The sequence below is a fragment of the Streptomyces sp. NPDC058678 genome, from assembly GCF_042714835.1.
Classification (GTDB): domain Bacteria; phylum Actinomycetota; class Actinomycetes; order Streptomycetales; family Streptomycetaceae; genus Streptomyces.
In genome coordinates this window covers 92,636-111,740 of the sequence record NZ_JBHXSG010000012.1, presented here as the reverse complement: position 1 = coordinate 111,740, position 19,105 = coordinate 92,636, and the positions used below count along the sequence as shown (strand labels likewise).

The 19,105-nt window shown below is 70.9% G+C and carries 14 protein-coding genes; 6 read left to right on the top strand and 8 right to left on the bottom strand.

The window, feature by feature from the left end; translation table 11 throughout:
* Nucleotides 1-175 precede the first annotated feature (175 nt).
* On the bottom strand, nucleotides 176-2,365 hold the full coding sequence (locus ACFWWR_RS14330; protein ID WP_384303404.1) for a serine/threonine-protein kinase: 2,190 nt from the start codon (nucleotides 2,363-2,365) through the stop codon (nucleotides 176-178).
* A 168-nt stretch (nucleotides 2,366-2,533) separates the two neighbouring features.
* Here ACFWWR_RS14330 and ACFWWR_RS14325 point away from each other — a divergent pair, with 168 nt between their 5' ends.
* Entirely contained in the window at nucleotides 2,534-3,577 is a 1,044-nt protein-coding gene (locus ACFWWR_RS14325; protein ID WP_384303402.1) for a serine hydrolase domain-containing protein, read from the top strand.
* A 185-nt stretch (nucleotides 3,578-3,762) separates the two neighbouring features.
* Here the strand turns inward: ACFWWR_RS14325 and ACFWWR_RS14320 are convergent, their stop codons facing one another.
* Entirely contained in the window at nucleotides 3,763-5,469 is a 1,707-nt protein-coding gene (locus ACFWWR_RS14320) for a glycerol-3-phosphate dehydrogenase/oxidase (protein WP_383866109.1), read from the bottom strand.
* A 290-nt stretch (nucleotides 5,470-5,759) separates the two neighbouring features.
* On the opposite strand from ACFWWR_RS14320, the gene ACFWWR_RS14315 reads away from it, so the two are divergent.
* Both ACFWWR_RS14315 and ACFWWR_RS14310 read left to right on the top strand, forming a co-directional pair.
* Complete coding sequence (locus tag ACFWWR_RS14315) at nucleotides 5,760-6,971, top strand: nucleotide sugar dehydrogenase (RefSeq protein ID WP_383866107.1); 1,212 nt, start codon at nucleotides 5,760-5,762, stop codon at nucleotides 6,969-6,971.
* A gap of 146 nt (nucleotides 6,972-7,117) precedes the next feature.
* Entirely contained in the window at nucleotides 7,118-7,633 is a 516-nt protein-coding gene (locus tag ACFWWR_RS14310) for a hypothetical protein (protein WP_383866105.1), read from the top strand.
* Between the two features lie 110 nt (nucleotides 7,634-7,743).
* Here the strand turns inward: ACFWWR_RS14310 and ACFWWR_RS14305 are convergent, their stop codons facing one another.
* From ACFWWR_RS14305 to ACFWWR_RS14290, 4 genes are all read right to left on the bottom strand, one after another.
* Complete coding sequence (locus ACFWWR_RS14305) at nucleotides 7,744-8,868, bottom strand: GuaB3 family IMP dehydrogenase-related protein (RefSeq protein ID WP_383866103.1); 1,125 nt, start codon at nucleotides 8,866-8,868, stop codon at nucleotides 7,744-7,746.
* A 116-nt stretch (nucleotides 8,869-8,984) separates the two neighbouring features.
* Nucleotides 8,985-10,493 (bottom strand): IMP dehydrogenase, encoded by a 1,509-nt coding sequence (gene guaB / locus ACFWWR_RS14300; protein ID WP_383866101.1) that lies wholly within the window; start codon nucleotides 10,491-10,493, stop codon nucleotides 8,985-8,987.
* 175 nt (nucleotides 10,494-10,668) lie between these two features.
* Nucleotides 10,669-11,256, bottom strand: coding sequence for a sigma-70 family RNA polymerase sigma factor (locus tag ACFWWR_RS14295; protein ID WP_286064117.1), 588 nt, complete (start codon nucleotides 11,254-11,256; stop codon nucleotides 10,669-10,671).
* 267 nt (nucleotides 11,257-11,523) lie between these two features.
* Nucleotides 11,524-12,135, bottom strand: coding sequence for a response regulator transcription factor (locus ACFWWR_RS14290; protein WP_003948568.1), 612 nt, complete (start codon nucleotides 12,133-12,135; stop codon nucleotides 11,524-11,526).
* Nucleotides 12,136-12,516: 381 nt separating this feature from the next.
* On the opposite strand from ACFWWR_RS14290, the gene ACFWWR_RS14285 reads away from it, so the two are divergent.
* Complete coding sequence (locus tag ACFWWR_RS14285) at nucleotides 12,517-12,840, top strand: WhiB family transcriptional regulator (protein WP_383866099.1); 324 nt, start codon at nucleotides 12,517-12,519, stop codon at nucleotides 12,838-12,840.
* 100 nt (nucleotides 12,841-12,940) lie between these two features.
* Here ACFWWR_RS14285 and ACFWWR_RS14280 read toward each other — a convergent pair whose 3' ends face one another.
* Complete coding sequence (locus ACFWWR_RS14280) at nucleotides 12,941-13,846, bottom strand: LysR family transcriptional regulator (RefSeq protein ID WP_383866097.1); 906 nt, start codon at nucleotides 13,844-13,846, stop codon at nucleotides 12,941-12,943.
* Between the two features lie 80 nt (nucleotides 13,847-13,926).
* On the opposite strand from ACFWWR_RS14280, the gene ACFWWR_RS14275 reads away from it, so the two are divergent.
* Complete coding sequence (locus ACFWWR_RS14275) at nucleotides 13,927-14,604, top strand: MOSC domain-containing protein (RefSeq protein WP_384303400.1); 678 nt, start codon at nucleotides 13,927-13,929, stop codon at nucleotides 14,602-14,604.
* A gap of 97 nt (nucleotides 14,605-14,701) precedes the next feature.
* Nucleotides 14,702-15,475: an SDR family NAD(P)-dependent oxidoreductase gene (locus ACFWWR_RS14270; protein WP_383866093.1), complete on the top strand. Its 774-nt coding sequence runs from the start codon at nucleotides 14,702-14,704 to the stop codon at nucleotides 15,473-15,475.
* Here ACFWWR_RS14270 and ACFWWR_RS14265 read toward each other — a convergent pair.
* Nucleotides 15,438-19,025 (bottom strand): hypothetical protein, encoded by a 3,588-nt coding sequence (locus ACFWWR_RS14265; protein ID WP_384303398.1) that lies wholly within the window; start codon nucleotides 19,023-19,025, stop codon nucleotides 15,438-15,440. The genes ACFWWR_RS14270 and ACFWWR_RS14265 overlap by 38 nt on opposite strands.
* Nucleotides 19,026-19,105 lie beyond the last annotated feature (80 nt).

Sequence of the window (19,105 nt, the reverse complement as noted above, 5' to 3'; positions counted from 1 at the left end):
GCCGCCCGGTTGGTCAATTCCGTTCGCCTCGCGGCCCGTTCCGCCTACTTTCCTGGCTGCGTACGGTCCGCAAGCACTCACGATACGTGCCGGAGGCAACTCGCAAAGAGGGGATTCCAGATCTCACGCGTCAAACGAGAAACCGAACAAGGTGTCGATCACAGGTCACGCGGCCTCACGGCTTCGGTGTGAAGGTGTCGGCCAGCGTCTTCCAGGTGCCCTCACGCAGCTCGCTGTCCCACTTCGCGTCCTTCGCGGTGTACATCAGCGCATACCCGAGTTGGTCGTTGACGACGAAGCCCCGGTCGATCGTCCGGTACGTCGTCCCGCTCTCCGAGTAGGTGAACTCCCAGTCAGCCGTGTTCCAGCTGCGGTAGTCCACCTTCTCTATTCGGATCCTCTTGTACTGGGAGCGCGTCATGTACCGCTCCTGGCTCTTCCAGTCCGCCACCGGGTCACCCTTCGGCGTGGACGTCCAGGCCACGAGCAGCTTCTGACCGTCCGGGCCGGTGAAACGGTCCCCCGCCGACCCCGTCGACTGGAACTTCCATCCGGCCGGCAACCCGATCGAGTACCCCTGGCTTCCCTTGTACGTCGTCTCCGCCGCCTTGCCGTCACCGAAACCGGAGGAGCCCTCACCCGAGCCAGCGCCTCCGGACGCGCTCGCTTCGGCGCTCGAGGTGTTCCCGGACCCGGCCGCCGCGGACTCGGTGGCCGAGCCGTCGGTACGCGTACCGCCGCCCTCGTCCTCCTTGGTGCCGGCACTCGCGGTCGCACTGGCCGACGCCTTGCCGCCACTGCCCGCGGCCCCGTCGGAGCCGCCGTCGTCACCGAGCGTGAGGGCCAGTACGGTGCCGATCACGGCGAGCACCACCACCACCGCGATGACGACCAGCGTCCGCCGCGGCACCACATCGGTGAGCGGCGCCCTCGGCACGGGCCTCGGCGGCAGATCCGGCGGCGTCATCACGGGCCAGCCCGAACTACGCCCACCCGTCGAGGAGTTGGCACCCGCGCCACCCGCGGCAGCACTCGCACCCTGAGCACTCCGGTCACGAGGACCGGGCACCCCACCGGAAGCCGATCCCGAACCGGAGCCCGAGCCTGCCCCCGCCGCCCCGCTCGACGCGACCTTCCCCGAGGAGCCGGCCCCGTCGGCGACGGACGCGCCCTTACCGCCACCGGCCGCCCCGGTGTCCGCCGTACGACCACGGGCCCCGGCACCCGACGTACCACCGCCGGATCCTGGGACAGCGCTCCCGCTGCCGTCCGAACCCGAAGCAGCCGTCTCAGTACCGGACTTGGTCCGGGAAGCGGCCGCGGAGGAAGCCACGGCACCCGCCGCCCCGGCGGCCTTCCGCACGGAACGCAAGGCCCCGCGGAACCGCTCGCCCGCCTCCTCGCCCCGCTTGCCCCGGTCCGCCCGCTCGTCGGGCTGCGGGGGCAGCGGCACGACCTTCGTCGCGTCCGGAGCCTGCTCCGGCTCGGCCGCCTTCGGCTCGGGCGCGTGGATCACGGCATTAAGCATGGCTCGCGCGCCGGCGTCGTCGAGCCGCTTGGCGGGGTCCTTGTTGAGCAGGCCGTAGATGACGTCCTTCAGCGGCCCCGCGTTCTTCGGCTCCTCCAGCGGCTCGGTCATCACGGCGGTCAGGGTCGCGATCGCCGACCCCTTGTCGTACGGCGGCGCACCCTCGACCGACGCGTACAGCAGCCCGCCCAGCGACCACAGGTCGGCCGCCGGTCCCGGCTTGTGCCCGCGGGCCCGCTCCGGGGAGATGTAGGAGGGCGCGCCGACGAGCATGCCGGTCGAGGTGATGGACGGGTCGCCCTCGACCTGGGCGATGCCGAAGTCGGTGAGCACGACCCGGCCGTCGTCGGAGATCAGCACGTTCGACGGCTTCACGTCACGGTGCAGGATGCCCTCGCGGTGCGCCGACCTCAGCACGTCGAGGATCGCCAGGCCGACCTCCGCCGCCCGCCTGGGCTCCAGCAGACCGTCCTCCCGGATCGCCTCGGCGAGCGACTTGCCCTCGACGAGCTCCATCACGATCCACGGGCGGTCGTCCTCGTCGACGACGTCGAAGACCGTCACCGCGCTGTTGTTGCGGATCCGCGCGATGGCCTTGGCCTCGCGCAGCGTGCGGGTGATCAGCCGACGCTTCTCGTCCTCGTCGATGTTGGACGGGAACCGCAGCTCCTTGACGGCGACCGTCCGGCCCAGGGTCTCGTCCTCGGCCCGCCACACCGTGCCCATGCCACCGCGGCCGAGCACACCTCCCAGCCGGTACCGCCCGGCGAGAAGACGCCCGCTGTTGTCCTGACGAGTGTCTTGACGGGATGTGCCCGCCCGCTCCGCCTCCGACATGCGTCCCCTCATGCAACCCGCCCTGACAGAGCCTCCATTGTCCCTCACCCGACAAGTGCCCAACGCCCAGGGTGCCCCTGACGGCACCGGCAGCCCTCCACACGGGGTCCGGTGAAGCAGCCGTCCACCGCCCTGCATGATGGGCCCCGACAAGGGAGGACCCGCGCGATGCCACCGCTCCGGACGCTGTCGGCAGTGCCCCTGTGCCTGGCGCTGCTCGCCCTGGCCCCCGCCGCCTCCTCGGCCCCGACGATCCCGCCCACGGACGCGGTCCTTCCGCTGCTGGTCAAGCAGGGTGGCCTCGCCGCCGCGGCCCTGCTGGCCCGCGAGGAGTCCGGCACCCGCTATGCCCAGAGCGGTCCGGGCATCTCCCGCGCCGACCACTTCCGCGCCGGCAGCATCACGAAGACCTTCGTCGCGACGGTCGTCCTGCAACTGGCCGCCGAGGACCGGCTGAAACTGTCCGACACCGTGGAGCAGCACCTGCCCGGCCTGGTGCGGGGAGCGGGCAACGATGGCCGCGCGCTGACCCTGCGCGCCCTGCTCACCCACACCAGCGGCCTGTACGACTTCACCGCGGACACCAACGGCGTCGTGCCCGTCACCCCTCTTCAAGCTGTGCACATCGCGCTCACCCACCCTCCGGCCACCCCCGGCCGCTACTCCTACTCGAACACCAACTACGTCCTGCTCGGCCTGGTCGTCGAGCAGGTCACCGGCCACTCGTACGCCACCGAGACCGAGCGCCGCGTCATCGCTCCGCTGGGTCTGACGGGCACCTCCTTCCCCGGCTCCCGCACGACTCTCCCCTCCCCGCACGGCCGCGCCTACGCCGCCGACGGAACCGACGTCACCGAACTCGACCCGCGGGTGGCCGGCGCCGCGGGCGAGCTGGTGACCACGCTCGCCGACCTGGACCGCTTCTACGCCGCCCTGCTCGGCGGACGGCTGCTGTCCCCGCGCTGGCTGCGCGAGATGCTCGACACCCGCACCGCACACGGCGCGTACGGCATGGGCCTGTTCCCGGTGAAGCTGCCGTGCGGCACCACGGTGTGGGGGCACAACGGCCGCATCACCGGCAGCTACGTGCGCACCGCGGCCACGGTCGGCGGCCGTCGCGTCCTCACCTTCCGCGTGAACACGACGGCGGTTGCAGATCCCGGCCTCGAACCCCGGCTGCTCGCTGCCGAGTTCTGCCCCCGCACCTCGTAGAACGGCCGGGTTCCGAACGAAGATCCCGGTTCGCGACACTCGTTCGAGTGACGCTCGGCCACCCACCGCGGGCATGCGACCACCGGCGCCAGACGCTCGCCCCACCCCCCACCCACCGCCGACGGCCCGGCCACCGCCCGCAGACGCCCGGCCACCCACCGCCGACGCACTCCGCCCGAAAAGCCTTACAGCGGCACGATGTCCGGCGCCCCCAGCCGCGCCGCGTCCGCCGTCAGGTCGTCCGGCTGTCGCTGTGACTCCCGCTCCGCCTCCACCCGCTTCTCGTAGTGCTCGACCTCGCGTTCGATGTGGCCCTTGTCCCAGCCGAGTACCGGCGCCATCAGTTCGGCGCTCTCACGGGCGCTGCGGGTGCCCCGGTCGAAGGTCTCGATGGAGATGCGGGTACGCCGGGTCAGGACGTCGTCCAGGTGCCGCGCACCTTCGTGCGAGGCGGCGTACACGATCTCGGCGCGCAGGTAGTCGTCGGCCGCATGGAGCGGTTCGCCGAGCGAGGTGTCCGAGGCGATGAGGTCGAGCACCTCCTCCGCCATCGCGCCGTACCGATTCAGCAGGTGCTCCACGCGCACCACATGAAGACCCGTCCGCGCGGCGATCCGCGCCCGCGCGTTCCACAGCGCCCGGTAGCCCTCGGCGCCGAGCAGCGGGACGTCCTCCGTCACGCACTCGGCGACCCGCATGTCGAGCCCGTGCACCGCCTCGTCCACCGCGTCCTTGGCCATCACCCGGTATGTCGTGTACTTGCCGCCGGCCACCACGACGAGCCCGGGTGCCGGATGCGCCACGGTGTGCTCGCGCGACAGCTTGCTGGTGGCGTCCGACTCGCCGGCCAGCAGGGGCCGGAGTCCCGCGTACACCCCCTGGACGTCGTCCCTGGTCAGCGGCACCGAGAGCACCGAGTTGACGTGCTCGAGGAGATAGTCGATGTCGGCGCTGGACGCGGCCGGGTGCGCCTTGTCGAGGTCCCAGTCGGTGTCCGTCGTACCGACGATCCAGTGGCGGCCCCAAGGGATGACGAACAGGACGGACTTCTCGGTGCGCAGGATCAAGCCGCTCGAGGACGTGATCCGGTCCTTGGGCACGACCAGGTGGATGCCCTTGGACGCCCGGACGTGGAACTGCCCGCGCTCCCCCACCATCGCCTGGGTGTCGTCGGTCCACACACCGGTCGCGTTCACGACCTGCTTGGCGCGGACCTCGTACTCCCCGCCCGCATCGACGTCCTGCACCCGGGCGCCGACCACGCGCTCGCCCTCGCGCAGGAATCCGGTCACGCGCGCGCGGTTGGCGACCTTCGCGCCGTACACCGCCGCCGTGCGCACCAGGGTCGCCACGAAGCGGGCGTCGTCCATCTGGGCGTCGTAGTACTGCAACGCGCCGACCAGTGCGTCCTTCTTCAAGGCGGGCGCGACGCGCAGCGCGTGCCGGCGGCTCAGGTGCCGGTGCACGGGCAGGCCCCGGCCATGACCGCGGGCCATCGACATGGCGTCGTAGAGGGCGACGCCCGACCCGGCGTACAGCCGCTCCCAGCCCCTGTGCTGCAGCGGATACAGGAACGGCACCGGCTTGACCAGATGCGGCGCGAGCCGCTCCAGCAGCAGACCGCGTTCCTTCAGCGCCTCGCGGACGAGGGCGAAGTCGAGCATCTCCAGATAGCGCAGGCCGCCGTGGACCAGCTTGCTGGACCTGCTCGACGTGCCCGACGCCCAGTCACGCGCCTCGACCAGGCCCACGGACAGGCCCCGGGTCACGGCGTCGAGCGCGGTGCCCGCGCCGACCACTCCCGCGCCCACCACCAGCACGTCCAGCTCGCGCTCGGCCATTGATGCGAGTGACTCGGCGCGTTGCGCCGGGCCCAGTGTCGCTGTCCTCACCGCTGCCTCCCGCTGTCGGTCGTGCCGGTTCACCCCGGAGGAGTGGCCCGGTTCGTATCCCCCATGCCCAAATTCTGACCGGGTTGCCCGACTTCAGCCACCAGGGGCCCCAGCCTGTGGACAACCTTCACGCCGTGCGCAACAACACTCACGGACCCACAGGGAGACACACGTAATAAATCCCGCCCAACGGTCATATTTACTCCTAGTCTGACATTGCGCTCGTCCATCCTGTCCACAGGGCTTGCGCACCTGTCCCGCTTCGGCTACTGGGAAGGACGGTCCACGCCATGCCCGCAGATCTCGCCGTCATCGGACTCGGCCCCTACGGACTGCCCCTGGCCCAGGCCGCCGTCGCCGTCGGCATCAACACGCTCGGTTACCGCACCGGTCCCGAGCCGGGCTCCCTCAGCCCCGCCGAAGTCCGCCGGATGCTCTCGGGGGGCTTCCGGCCGACCACCTCCCCGGCCGAACTCGGCCGGGTGCGCACCGCGGTCATCTGCGCCCCCACCCCACGGGGCGCGGACGGCGGACTCGACCTCGGCCAGGTGGAGGCGGCCGCCCGCACCCTGGCCGCCCACCTGCGCCCGCACACCACGGTCATCCTGGAGTCGCCCGTCCACCCGGGCACGACGGAGGACTTCCTGCGCCCCCTTCTCGAAGAGGGCTCCGGGCTGCGCGCGGGCCGCGACTTCCACCTCGCCTACTCGCCCAGCCGTGTCGACCCCGGCAACCGCGACTTCACCCCCGCCAACATCCCCAAGGTGATCGGCGGTCTCACCCCCGCCTGCACCGAGTCCGCCGCCGCCTTCTACGGCCGTCTCACCGACAAGGTGGTACGCGCGCGTGGACCACGCGAAGCGGAGACCGTGCAGCTCCTGGAGACCAACTACCGGCACGTCAACATCGCCCTCGTCAACGAAATGGCCGTCCTGTGCCACGACCTGGGCGTCGACCTCTGGGACGTCATCCGCTGCGCGGAGACCAAGCCGTTCGGCTTCCAGGCCTTCCGCCCCGGCCCCGGCGTCGGCGGCCACGCCGTCCCCCAGGACCTGACCGGCAGCGGCTCCGGCCGCACCCTGCGCATGGTGGAACTCGCCCAGCAGGTCAACAGCCAGATGCCGCGTTACGTCATCCAGCGCGCCGCCACCCTCCTCAACGAGCACGGCAAGTCGGCCCGGGGCGCCCGCGTCCTCCTCCTCGGCGTCACCTACAAGCCCGACCTCGCCGACCAGCAGTCCACTCCCGCCCAGGAGATCGCGGTCCGGCTGATGGAGCTGGGCGCCTCGGTCAGCTACCACGACCCGCACGTCCCGTCCTGGAGCGTCCTGGACCGCCCGGTCCCGCGCGCGGACTCGCTCTACGAGGCCGCCGCGGACGCCGATCTGACGATCCTGCTCCAGCAGCACCGCACCTACGACCTCCAGGGTCTGTCGGTGAAGGCCCAGTTGCTGCTGGACACGCGAGGGGCGACGCCGACCGGGGCGGCCCATCGAATCTGAGGGCGAATTCCCGGGTGAACCGGGCAGGGGTGCCTGCTACTCTTCGTGACTCGTCGCACATGTGTGCGCGAGATCCGTCGCACGCTCGTGCGCACACCACACCGCTCGTTCACCGGTCCCGCGAGGGACATGGGGGGATTTCTGTCATGACCCAGCCAACGCCACCGCCGCAGCCCGCCGAGGGCAACCCGTACGCCCAGCAGCCGGGCGCCATGCCGCCTCCCCCGGTACCGTTCGCCCCGGCGCCGCCCGCCCCGGCCCGCGGCAATGTCGCCCTCGGCCTGGTCGTCGCCGTCGTCGCGGCCCTGGTCACCGCCGGCATCTACGGCGCCATCGTCGGTGCCACCGAGTACGAGATCGGCTACGCGGCCGTCGGCGTCGGCTTCCTCATCGGCCTCGCCGCGGGCAAGATCGGCGGCTCCCACCCGGCGCTGCCCGTGGTGAGCGCGATCCTGTCCCTCGGGGCCGTCTACGCGGGCCAGCTCATCGGCATCGCGATGATCGGCGCCGACGCGAGCGGCATGTCCGTGATGACGATCTTCACGGACCACTTCGACCTCGTGACCAAGAGCTGGAGCGAGGAGGCCGACGTGCTGACCTTCGTCTTCCTCGGCGTCGGCGCGTTCGCCGCGTTCTCCGGCGCCAAGAAGGCCGCCGCGTAACGACTTACCGGGTACTGACGTACCGGGTACCGACGTACCGGGTACGTATCCCGTACGTACCCGGAAGGGCCGCCCACCTGACGGTGGGCGGCCCCTTCGCGTCGTGTCGACTAGCGCCGGTGCACGGAGTCCGCCACCGTCACCTCGACGCGCTGGAACTCCTTCAGCTCGCTGTACCCGGTCGTGGCCATCGCCCGCCGCAGCGCCCCGAAGAAGTTCATCGAGCCGTCCGGCGTGTGGGACGGGCCGGCGAGGACCTCCTCGATGGTGCCGACCGTGCCGAGGTCGACCTTCTTGCCGCGCGGCAGCTCCTCGTTCACCGCCTCCATGCCCCAGTGGTGACCCTTGCCGGGCGCGTCCGTGGCACGGGCCAGCGGGGAGCCCATCATCACCGCGTCGGCACCGCAGGCGATCGCCTTGGGCAGGTCGCCGGACCAGCCGACGCCACCGTCGGCGATCACGTGCACGTACCGGCCGCCGGACTCGTCCATGTAGTCGCGGCGGGCAGCCGCCACGTCCGCGACCGCCGTGGCCATCGGGACCTGGATGCCCAGCACGTTGCGCGTGGTGTGGGCGGCGCCGCCGCCGAAGCCGACCAGGACGCCGGCCGCGCCGGTGCGCATCAGGTGCAGGGCCGCGGTGTACGTGGCGCAGCCGCCGACGATCACCGGGACGTCGAGCTCGTAGATGAACTGCTTCAGGTTCAGCGGCTCGTGCGAGCCGGAGACGTGCTCCGCGGAGACCGTCGTACCGCGGATGACGAAGATGTCCACGCCCGCGTCCACGACCACCTTGGAGAACTCGGCGGTGCGCTGCGGGGAGAGCGCGGCAGCGGTGACCACGCCCGAGTCGCGCACCTCCTTGAGGCGCTGCCCGATCAGCTCTTCCTTGATCGGAGCGGCGTAGATCTCCTGAAGGCGGCGGGTCGCGGCCTCGACCGGCAGGCCGACGATCTCGTCCAGCAGCGGCTGCGGGTCCTCGTGCCGCGTCCACAGGCCCTCGAGGTTCAGCACCCCGAGACCGCCGAGCTCACCGATACGGATAGCGGTGGCCGGGGAGACGACCGAGTCCATGGGGGCGGCCAGGAAGGGCAGCTCGAATCGGTAGGCGTCGATCTGCCAGGCGATCGAGACCTCCTTCGGGTCCCGCGTACGGCGGCTGGGGACGACGGCGATGTCGTCGAAGGCATACGCCCGGCGGCCGCGCTTGCCGCGCCCGATCTCGATCTCAGTCACGTGTGTGGCCTTTCCCTGATGCGTTTCAGCGTCTTCCAGTATCGCCGACGGGTACGACAAGGGCGGCCCCGGATGCTCCGGAGCCGCCCTCGGCCTGCTTCACGCGCGCGTGGGGGTCACTTGCTGCGGCTGTAGTTCGGTGCCTCGACCGTCATCTGGATGTCGTGGGGGTGGCTCTCCTTGAGGCCCGCCGAGGTGATCCGTACGAACCGGCCGTTGTCCTGGAGCTCGGGGACGGTCCTGCCGCCGACGTAGAACATCGACTGGCGCAGACCGCCGACCAGCTGGTGGACGACCGAGGAGAGCGGGCCGCGGTAGGGCACCTGGCCCTCGATGCCCTCGGGGACGAGCTGCTCGTCGGAGGCGACGCCCTCCTGGAAGTAGCGGTCCTTGGAGAAGGACTTGCGGTCGCCGCGGGACTGCATGGCGCCCAGCGACCCCATGCCGCGGTACGACTTGAACTGCTTGCCGTTGATGAACATCAGCTCGCCCGGCGACTCCTCGCAGCCCGCGAGCAGCGAGCCGAGCATCACGGTGTCGGCACCCGCGACCAGGGCCTTGGCGATGTCGCCGGAGTACTGCAGGCCGCCGTCGCCGATGACCGGGACGCCGGCCTCCTTGGCGGCCAGCGCCGCCTCGTAGATGGCGGTGACCTGCGGGACGCCGATGCCGGCGACGACACGGGTCGTACAGATGGAGCCGGGGCCGACGCCGACCTTGATGCCGTCGACACCGGCGTCGATGAGCGCCTTGGCGCCGTCACGGGTGGCGATGTTGCCGCCGATGACGTCGACGCCCGAGGAGTTCGACTTGATCTTGGCGACCATGTCGCCGACCAGACGGGAGTGGCCGTGCGCGGTGTCGACGACGATGAAGTCGACGCCTGCCTCGATCAGGGCCTGGGCGCGCTCGAAGGCGTCACCGGCCACGCCGACCGCGGCGCCGACCAGCAGACGGCCCTCGCCGTCCTTCGCGGCGTTCGGGTACTTCTCCGCCTTCACGAAGTCCTTGACCGTGATCAGGCCCTTGAGGATGCCCGCGTCGTCGACCAGCGGAAGCTTCTCGATCTTGTGCTTGCGCAGCAGCTCCATGGCCTCGACACCGGAGATGCCGACCTTGCCGGTGACCAGCGGCATCGGCGTCATGACCTCACGTACCCGGCGGGTGCGGTCGGTCTCGAAGGCCATGTCGCGGTTGGTGACGATGCCGAGCAGCTTCTTGTTGCCGTCGGTCACCGGGACACCGCTGATGCGGAACTTGGCGCACAGCGCGTCGGCCTCGCCGAGCGTGGCGTCCGGGTGGACCGTGATCGGGTCGGCCACCATGCCGGACTCGGAGCGCTTCACCAGGTCGACCTGGTTGGCCTGGTCCTCGATGGAGAGGTTGCGGTGCAGAACGCCGACGCCGCCCTGGCGGGCCATCGCGATCGCCATGCGCGCCTCGGTGACCTTGTCCATGGCGGCGGACAGGAGCGGGATGTTGACCCGCACGTTCTTGGAGACGTACGAGGCGGTGTCGATCTCGTCGGGTGCCATGTCCGACGGGCCCGGCAGCAGCAGCACGTCGTCGTAGGTCAGCCCGAGGGTCGCGAATTTTCCGGGCACTCCGTCGACGTTGGCAGTCATGACACCTTCCCCAAATGGCCTTGCTCGGTGCGGATGTCCATGCTAACGGGAAGCTCAGCTCCCGAATTCCACGGTTCCGGATGACTCCGGGCTTCGTATGTTCGTACGGAATTCCGCGGACGCCTGTTCATATCCGGTGCAAGCCTGGTCATCCGGGGCAGCGCCCCGGCGAGCGCTACTGCTCGGCCAGCGCCCGCAGCCTGCTCAGTGCCCGGTGCTGGGCCACCCGGACCGCTCCGGGTGACATTCCCAACATCTGGCCGGTCTCCTCGGCCGTGAGGCCCACCGCGATGCGCAGCAGCAACAGCTCCCGCTGGTTCTCGGGAAGGTTGGCCAGGAGTTTCTTGGCCCATTCGGCGTCGCTGCTGAGCAGCGCCCGCTCCTCGGGGCCGAGCGAGTCGTCGGGTCGCTCGGGCATCTCGTCCGAGGGGACGGCCGTCGAACCGGGGTGGCGCATCGCCGCCCGTTGCAGGTCGGCGACCTTGTGCGCGGCGATGGCGAAGACGAACGCCTCGAAGGGGCGGCCGGTGTCCTTGTAGCGAGGCAGCGCGAGGAGGACCGCCACGCAGACCTCCTGAGCCAGGTCCTCGACGAAGTGCCGGGCGTCGCCGGGGAGGCGGGACAGACGGGTGCGGCAGTAGCGCAGCGCCAGGGGGTGGACATGGGCGAGCAGGTCGTGAGTGGCCTGCTCATCCCCGTCGACGGCGCGATGCACGAGCCCGCCGATCGCCCCTGGGGCAGTGCCCGCCTCGTCGTCGCGCATCGGTCCATGGTGCCTTGGCGCCATCCGATGCGTGGCATCGCCCTGGTCGTTGTGCACCGAAGCGTTATGAGCAGGTGCGCCGGAACTCATCCCTTGCGCCCTCCCCTCCCGCTCGATCGACTCGTCCCCGAGGAACTCCACACCCTCAAGGATGCGGCATCCGCGGCGAAACGAGCAGCGGGCGCCCGGCGGGCCCCATCGCCACCCCCGCCCGCCCCGAGGCGGGCGGGGATCTCCGTACCCCCGCTACGACACACCCAGCCCTGCTCAGCGCACCAGGCCCCAGCGGAAACCGAGCGCCACTGCGTGCGCGCGGTCCGAGGCGCCGAGCTTCTTGAACAGCCGTCGGGCGTGGGTCTTGACGGTGTCCTCGGAGAGGAACAGCTCTCGGCCGATCTCGGCGTTCGAGCGGCCGTGGCTCATGCCCTCGAGGACCTGGATCTCGCGCGCGGTGAGCGTCGGCGCGGCGCCCATCTCGGCGGAGCGCAGCCGGCGCGGAGCCAGCCGCCAGGTCGGGTCGGCGAGGGCCTGCGTCACGGTGGCGCGCAGTTCGGCGCGCGAGGCGTCCTTGTGCAGGTAGCCGCGGGCACCGGCGGCAACCGCGAGCGCCACGCCGTCGAGGTCCTCGGCGACGGTGAGCATGATGATGCGCGCACCGGGATCGGCGGACAGCAGCCGCCGGACGGTCTCGACGCCGCCCAGACCGGGCATGCGTACGTCCATCAGAATCAGGTCCGAGCGGTCGGCACCCCAGCGGCGGAGGACTTCCTCGCCGTTGGCCGCCGTCGTCACGCGCTCGACACCGGGCACGGTCGCAACCGCGCGGCGGAGCGCCTCTCGGGCAAGCGGGGAGTCGTCGCAGACGAGGACGGATGTCATGGCCGTCCTCCGCAGCTGATGCACGTCACCTTGAGCCTCCAGGCTGGTACGAAATCGTCACCTGTGCGGTCGACCGTCTCGGACGCCTGCCCGAGCGCTTGTTGCTTCAACCGCCTCCGCACTCTCAACGATGGTCACTCGAAAGAGTTACGGGGCTGTGTGCCATCTTCGGCACTCTACGTGAGGGCGCGGACACGGTGCAGACATGCGCGGTGGACCCACAACGTTTCATCACAACCCATGCCCCATTCAGACCCTTTTCTTCCCATTTCTTAGTGTCTGAGGCTAGATTCGCAATGAGTCATATTTTCATCTCCTTAGATCGTAGATGTACGGTCGTAGACACCGTATCCGCCCAGAACGGCTACAAGGGGTCACGCAATGGCAGATTTCTCCCGCCTTCCCGGACCGAACGCGGACCTGTGGGACTGGCAGCTCCTGGCCGCTTGTCGAGGGGTGGACAGCTCGCTCTTCTTCCATCCGGAGGGGGAGCGCGGTGCGGCCCGGAGCGCTCGCGAGAACTCGGCCAAGGAGGTCTGCATGAGGTGCCCGGTGCGCGCGCAGTGCGCGGCGCACGCGCTGGCGGTGAGAGAGCCGTACGGCGTCTGGGGCGGGCTGACCGAGGACGAACGCGAGGAACTCATGGGGCGGGCGCGCCACCGGCTGGTGTCGGCGTCGACCGGGGACGGCTCTTCGAGCAACTGAACGACCGGACGACCGAACAACTGAAGGAACGTTTCTGCGAGATGGGCACGCGCACGCGTGCCCCTAATTTTTTCCCCGGGGCATTCCTCGGGAGCGCGCGTCAGCGTTTCGCGGCGCGTGTCAGCTGGTCCAGGGTCGCCGCCACCGCCGGGACCTGAGCCAGGTCGGGCAGCGTGAGCGCGACGATCTCCCGCCGGACCGCCGGTTCCAGCGTCACCGTGCGCGCACCCCGTGGCCGTACGGACTCGACGGCGAGCTGGGGCAGGACGGCGACGCCGAGACCGGCGCTCACCAGGCCGACGACCGCCGGATAGTCGTCGGTCGCGAAGTCGATGCGCGGCGTGAAGCCGGCGCTCTCGCACACCTCGACGAGCTGACCGCGGCAGCGCGGGCAGCCGGCGATCCACGGCTCCCCGGCGAGTTCGCCGATGGCGACAGACCCCGAGGACCCGGTACGCGCGAGCCGGTGCCGTTCGGGCACGAGCGCGACGAGCCGGTCCGTCAGCAGCGGCCGTACGACGAGGTCGTCCCACTCCTCGGCGCCGGCCGCCCCCTCGTACCGGAAGGCGAGCGCCAGGTCGCAGTCGCCCTCACGCAACAGCGCGACGGACTGCGGCGGTTCGGCCTCCTCCAAGGAGACCCGGGTGCCGGGGTGTTCGGCGCGCAGGGCGGCGAGCGCCGTCGGTACGAGGGTGGAACTGCCGCTGGGAAAGGAGACGAGCCTGACCCGTCCGGCGCGCAGGCCCGCGATGGCGGCGACTTCCTCCTCGGCCGCGGTGAGCCCGGCGAGGATCCCGGCGGCGTGCCGCACCAGCGCCTCACCGGCCTGGGTCAGCCTCATCTCGCGTCCGCTGCGAATGAGCAGAGGCGTGCCGACGGACGACTCCAGGGCTTTCATCTGCTGGCTGATGGCGGGCTGGGTGCAGCCCAGTTCGCGCCCCGCCGCCGAGAAGGAGCCGGTGGCGGCGACGGCGCGCAGCACGCGGAGATGACGGGCCTCGATCACCCACAGAGCATAAGCGGAGCTTGGGGATCGAGCAGAAAACTCCGTCGACACTTTGGGGTGGGGTCCCCTACCGTGCACCCATGAAGCTTCTCTCGGTGAATCTGGGCCGCGCGAAGGCCGTGCCGTACACGGACCAGCCGGAAGGACTGACCGGCATCGACAAAGAGCCGACCAGTGCGCCGGTGAAGGTGACGGCACCCGGGCCCAAGGGGGTCGGGGCGAGCGGGCTCGCCGGGGACACGGTGTGCGACACCCGGCATCACGGCGGCGACGACCAGGCCGTGTACGCGGTGGCCCGCGAGGACCTGGACGACTGGGAGCCCGAACTGGGCCGCACGCTGGCGAACGGCGCCTTCGGCGAGAACCTCACGACGCAGGGCATCGACGTCTCCGGCGCGCTGATCGGCGAGCGCTGGCGCGTCGGGTCCGAGGTGGTGCTGGAAGTCACCAGTGGGCGGATTCCGTGCTTCACCTTCCAGGGCCACATGGGTGAGCAGCGGTGGGTGAAGCGCTTCACGCAGAAGGGAGCGTCGGGTGCGTATCTGCGGGTGATCGAACCGGGCGAGATCCGGACCGGGGACCCCGTCGAGATCATCCACCGGCCCGACCACGACGTGACGGTGGCCCTGGTGTTCCGGGCGATCACCACCGAGCGGCACCTGCAGCCGCGGCTGCTGGTGGCGGGTGGGGCGCTGCACTCGGAGGTGCGGCAGTGGGCACGGGAGTACGTCGAGAAGCACGAGAAGCAGGGAGCCTGACGGGCGCTCTCGGGTCCGCCGTTCGCCCCGCCTTCACGCAGCCGGAGCCCGTGTGCAGAGAGCGGACGCCCGCAGTCCGGGTCATTAACCTTGGGCCATGACAACGGCTCTCATCACGGGTTCCACCGCGGGCATCGGTGCCGCCTTCGCGCGACGGCTGGCGGCGGACGGGCACAACCTCGTCCTCGTCGCCCGCGACACCAAGCGGCTGCGGGAACAGGCGACCGAACTGCACGACCGGCACGGCATCGAGGTCAAGGTCCTCACCGCCGACCTGGCGACCGACGACGGTATCGAGGCGGTCGCCGCCCGACTGGCCGACCGTAAGAACCCGGTCGACCTGCTGATCAACAACGCGGGCTTCGGCAACAAGGGCCGCTATCTCGACGTGTCCATGGCCGACGAGCTGATGATGCTCAAGGTGCACTGCGAGGCGGTGCTCCGACTGACGTCGGCGGCGACGGAGGCGATGCGGGAGCGCGGGCGCGGGGGTGTCGTCAACGTCGCGTCGGTGGCGGCCTTCCTGCCGCGCGGCACGTACGGCGCGTCCAAGGCGTGGGTCGTGCAGTTCACGCAGGGAGCGGCGAAGGACCTGGCGGGCAGCGGGGTGCGGCTGATGGCGCTGTGCCCGGGCTTCGTGCGTACGGAGTTCCACCAGCGGGCCGGGATGGGGACGGACAACATCCCGGGGTGGATGTGGCTCGACGCGGACAAGCTGGTCGCGGCGGCGTTGGGGGATCTGGCGCGCGGGAAGACCGTGTCGATTCCGGATCCCCGGTACAAGGCGTTGATGGGTGTGGTGAAGGTGGTGCCTCGGGGGTTGCTCGGGGGGATCAGCTCCAGGACTGGGCGGAAGTACGGGCCGCAGTAGGCGGCTCGGGGCGGTGACGGCAGGCGGACTTCATCTCGTGCGCCGCGTCGATCACCAGGGGCACCGTCTCGGGAGCGTGCCGCAACAGGGCGGGAAGCGCCGGCACCCAGCCGCCGGCCTGCAGGGCGAGGGCGGTCAGCCGACGCGCCTGCGCCGGGTCCGTCGCGGCCGCCGCGACGGAGGTGTAGGCCTGTGCGGCGGAGGCAGGGGCGACGAGGAGCCGAGTCAGACGTTCGGCTTGGCCGAGGGCGCCGGCGTCGGCGAGTGCGCTCACGACCTCCGTCACGGCCCGCGTGGTCTGCTCGTCGAGGTCTTGGAGGAGGCGTTCGACACGGACGACTGCTTCGTCGTAACGGCCCAGGGCGACCATGACCCCGGCGAGCGGGACCACCGAGGCCCAGTGCACCTCCTCCTGTTCGTCGACGTACGACTCGGCCTCGGCCGCCAGCGCCACGGCCCAGTCGTGTTCACCGACCTTGATCAGTGCCCGCACCACGTCAGGGGTGCCGGCCACCGGCACGCTCGTGGTGAGTTCGTCGACCAGTGCCTTCGCCCGGTCGTGCAGGCCTGCTTCGGCCATCGCCAAGGCCAGGTCACCTCCGCACTCGGACCGAAAGTAGAAATCGGGCGTTTCCCGAATCACGCTCTCGGCACGGTCGAAGTCATGGGCCTGCGCAAGGCCGCGGACCAGTGCACCGTTCACGTCGTACACCCTGAGGGGATCGTCACTCCTGTCCAGGATGTAGGACTCCGCGAGTGCCCTCGCCCGTTCGTGGGCACCGCTCGCGGCCAGGCATCGCACCAGTGCCGTCACCGCTCCTCTCCGCTGATCCGGGATGATCCGTCCGAGCAGCGCCGCGGCCCGGTCCATCTCTCCCACGGCGGCGAGCGACGAGACCACGGCCGTCAGCTCCTTCCCGGCGAAGCGGACGACATCCCACCGCGGGAACAGCTCCTCCACGTCGTGCAGCAGCGACAGGGCCTCCTCCAGGCGTCCGGCCTCGCCGAAGGCCATGGCCGCGTGACTCAGTTTCAAGGCGGCCGTGAGCGCGTCGGGGAACCGCGTACGCGTCTCGACGTCCTGAAGGATCTGCTCCGCCTGCTCCTGCCTCCCCGATCTCGCCAGTTCGAGGGCCACGTCGACCATTGCGCGGGCCTGGCCTTCGGGATCTTCTATGGAGGCCGCGAGGTCGGTGGCCCGGCCGAAGTCCTCGCGCCTGGCCAGGGACCCGACGATCTCGCACAGGGCGCTCCGCCGCCAGACCCACTCGTCCGCACTGCGTGCCAACGTCTCGGCCGCGTCGATCTCACCCGCTTCCGCCAGTACCCGCACCAGGGAACACAGCAGTGTGCCCGAGTCCGTGCCGGGCTGGGAGATCTCCAGGGCCAGGGCCAGGGCACGCTCGTGTTCCCCCTTGCGGGCCAGGCTCAGTGCGACGTTCCGCAGTGCGGACGGGCGGGTGTTCTTGCCGAGTGAACGGGCCAGGCGCAGGGCGGCTTCGAACTGTCCCGCTTCCGCACAGTGCTTCACGACGTCCGCCAGCGCGCGTTGCCGTCTGGAGCGGTCCCGCACGGTCCTCGCGGCCGTGAGTGCCCGCTTGAACTCGCCCGCCAGAAGGAGCCCGGTGACCTGGACGGCCCGGTGCTCGTCGTAGGCGGCTAGCAACGAGGCCTCGGCGTAGAGGCGTTCCGCGCGCGGTCGTTCACCGGAGCGGGTGAGCGCGGCGCCCACCGTGATCAGCCCCCGGATACGGGCGGCCGGGAACGCGGCTGCCCGTGCCAGCCGCTCGGCCTCGGCCGCCTGTCCCTCCTCGATCAGCGCCGCGACAACGGCCTCGGTGCCCAGCGCGGCACACTGCTCGTCGGGGGCGGTGCGCACCAACTCCTGTGCGCGATCCAGGCGTCCGGCCGCCAGCCAGCCGGTGACCACCCGCGTGTACGGGTGCGGCCCGAAGATCGAGTCGTCGAGGGCACGCGCCGTCTCGGCGGCCTCGTCGTACCGCTCGGCCCGGACCAGGTGCTCGATCACCCGATCCCTGATCAGGTTGTTGGAGAGCTGTTCGCCGCACTGTCGCGCGCAGGTCTCGGCCTCGGCCAGCAGCTCCGACGCCGTGTGTGTCTCCCCGCCGCGGGTCAGCAGTTCGCCGGCCACGTCCGCCAGCGCCAGTCCTCGCCGCTCCGGGTTCGAGAAGCCGCGCGCCAGTGCCAGAGCCCGGCTCGTCCGACCGGCCGCGGCCCACGCCTTCGGCAGCGCGTGGGGCAGTCCCGCGTTGCGGTGGCCGAGGCGGTCCCGGTGCACCGCCAGTCGCACGGAGTCGAGCAGCGGATGCCCGGCCCGCTCGGCCACGAGCTGCTCCACGGCCTGGATCTCGTTCAGCGCGGCACCATCACCGCCGGTGAACTCCCGCATGCGGTCGTGCCGTACGGCATCCAGCGCGCACGCGACCAGCCGGTCCGGGTCCCCGGTCGCACGCAGCATCTGGAAGTAGCCCCGCAGCAGGTACTCCGGTGTCTTCGCGGGCCAGTCGCGGTCCCGCCACTCGTCGGCCCATACGTACAACCGGCTCCGGAACCGGTGCAGTTCGGCGGCGCCGAGCATGTCCTCGGCCTGGAGTTGCAGTTCCTCGTGGCCGAGCAGGTACACGTGCACCCGCTTGCCGAAGGTCCGCCCCGCGCGCGTGTCCAGGGTGTTCCGGACGCGGTAGGGCACCGCTCCCGTGAGCCCGGCGAGGTCCTCCGCGGTCAAGCCGCCGCCCGCGGCTGTGACCAGGGCCAACAGGTCGTACTCCAGGCCACCCGCCTCGATCAGCTGCTTCAGTTCGCGTTCCGCCTCGGTGCGCACCGCCTGGGCGTACGGCGACGGCTTCAGCGTCTGCGCGACGGCTGGGTCGCACAGCGGATGGTCGCCGGGTACGTCGCCCGGAAGGGGTGGGTTGAGGCGGCCGGCGACCAGGACCCGCATGCCGGGCTCAGGGCGGGCCGGCAGCAGGCTCGCGATGCTGTGCGCGTCGGGACCTGTGGTGACTCCGCGGTCCTCGTCCAGGCCGTCGACCAGCAGGACCAGGTGTTCGCCGCGCTCCCGGCAGGCGCGGGCGGCCTCGCCGTAGAGGCGGAACAGGTGGGCCTCGCGGGTGGCCGGGGTCAGGTAGGCCGGGATGCCCTCGCCGGACAGCTCCGCCAGCTGTTCCAGTACGACGTCGACGTACGCCACCACGTCGTTCTGCGCCCCGAGCCGGGCCGTGACGAAGAAGGGGACGATCCGCACTCCCTGCGGAGGGTGCAGCGCGAACCAGGACAGAAGCGCGGTCTTGCCCGCCCAGGCTCCTGCCCGCCACCAGGCATACGCCGGGCCGGATTCGGCGGTGCAGAAGGCTGCCAGGTCGGCCAACTCGGTCTCGCGGTCGACGAGTTCGGCGGGGGCGATGCGGCGCACCTGCTCCCGGTAGCCCGAGCGCACCGCGGGCGCCAGCAGGACCTGACTGTGGTCGCCCGTGACGGCCACACCGATGTCGCCGCCCGCCGAGACGGACTGCTTCCCCCACGCCTGCATGGCGTCATGATGCCAAACGAACAGGAGGCGCCGAGGCGTCCTGGTGGGAGAATGGTGCTGTTCAGCCGGACCCAGGGGGC

Coding starts and splice junctions, on each gene's coding strand:
- ACFWWR_RS14330 (WP_384303404.1), bottom strand. CDS start 2,365: ATGTCGGAGGCGGAGCGGGCGGGCACATCCCGTCAAGACACTCGTCAG.
- ACFWWR_RS14325 (WP_384303402.1), top strand. CDS start 2,534: ATGCCACCGCTCCGGACGCTGTCGGCAGTGCCCCTGTGCCTGGCGCTG.
- ACFWWR_RS14315 (WP_383866107.1), top strand. CDS start 5,760: ATGCCCGCAGATCTCGCCGTCATCGGACTCGGCCCCTACGGACTGCCC.
- ACFWWR_RS14310 (WP_383866105.1), top strand. CDS start 7,118: ATGACCCAGCCAACGCCACCGCCGCAGCCCGCCGAGGGCAACCCGTAC.
- guaB (WP_383866101.1), bottom strand. CDS start 10,493: ATGACTGCCAACGTCGACGGAGTGCCCGGAAAATTCGCGACCCTCGGG.
- ACFWWR_RS14295 (WP_286064117.1), bottom strand. CDS start 11,256: ATGCGCGACGACGAGGCGGGCACTGCCCCAGGGGCGATCGGCGGGCTC.
- ACFWWR_RS14290 (WP_003948568.1), bottom strand. CDS start 12,135: ATGACATCCGTCCTCGTCTGCGACGACTCCCCGCTTGCCCGAGAGGCG.
- ACFWWR_RS14285 (WP_383866099.1), top strand. CDS start 12,517: ATGGCAGATTTCTCCCGCCTTCCCGGACCGAACGCGGACCTGTGGGAC.
- ACFWWR_RS14275 (WP_384303400.1), top strand. CDS start 13,927: ATGAAGCTTCTCTCGGTGAATCTGGGCCGCGCGAAGGCCGTGCCGTAC.
- ACFWWR_RS14270 (WP_383866093.1), top strand. CDS start 14,702: ATGACAACGGCTCTCATCACGGGTTCCACCGCGGGCATCGGTGCCGCC.
- ACFWWR_RS14265 (WP_384303398.1), bottom strand. CDS start 19,025: ATGCAGGCGTGGGGGAAGCAGTCCGTCTCGGCGGGCGGCGACATCGGT.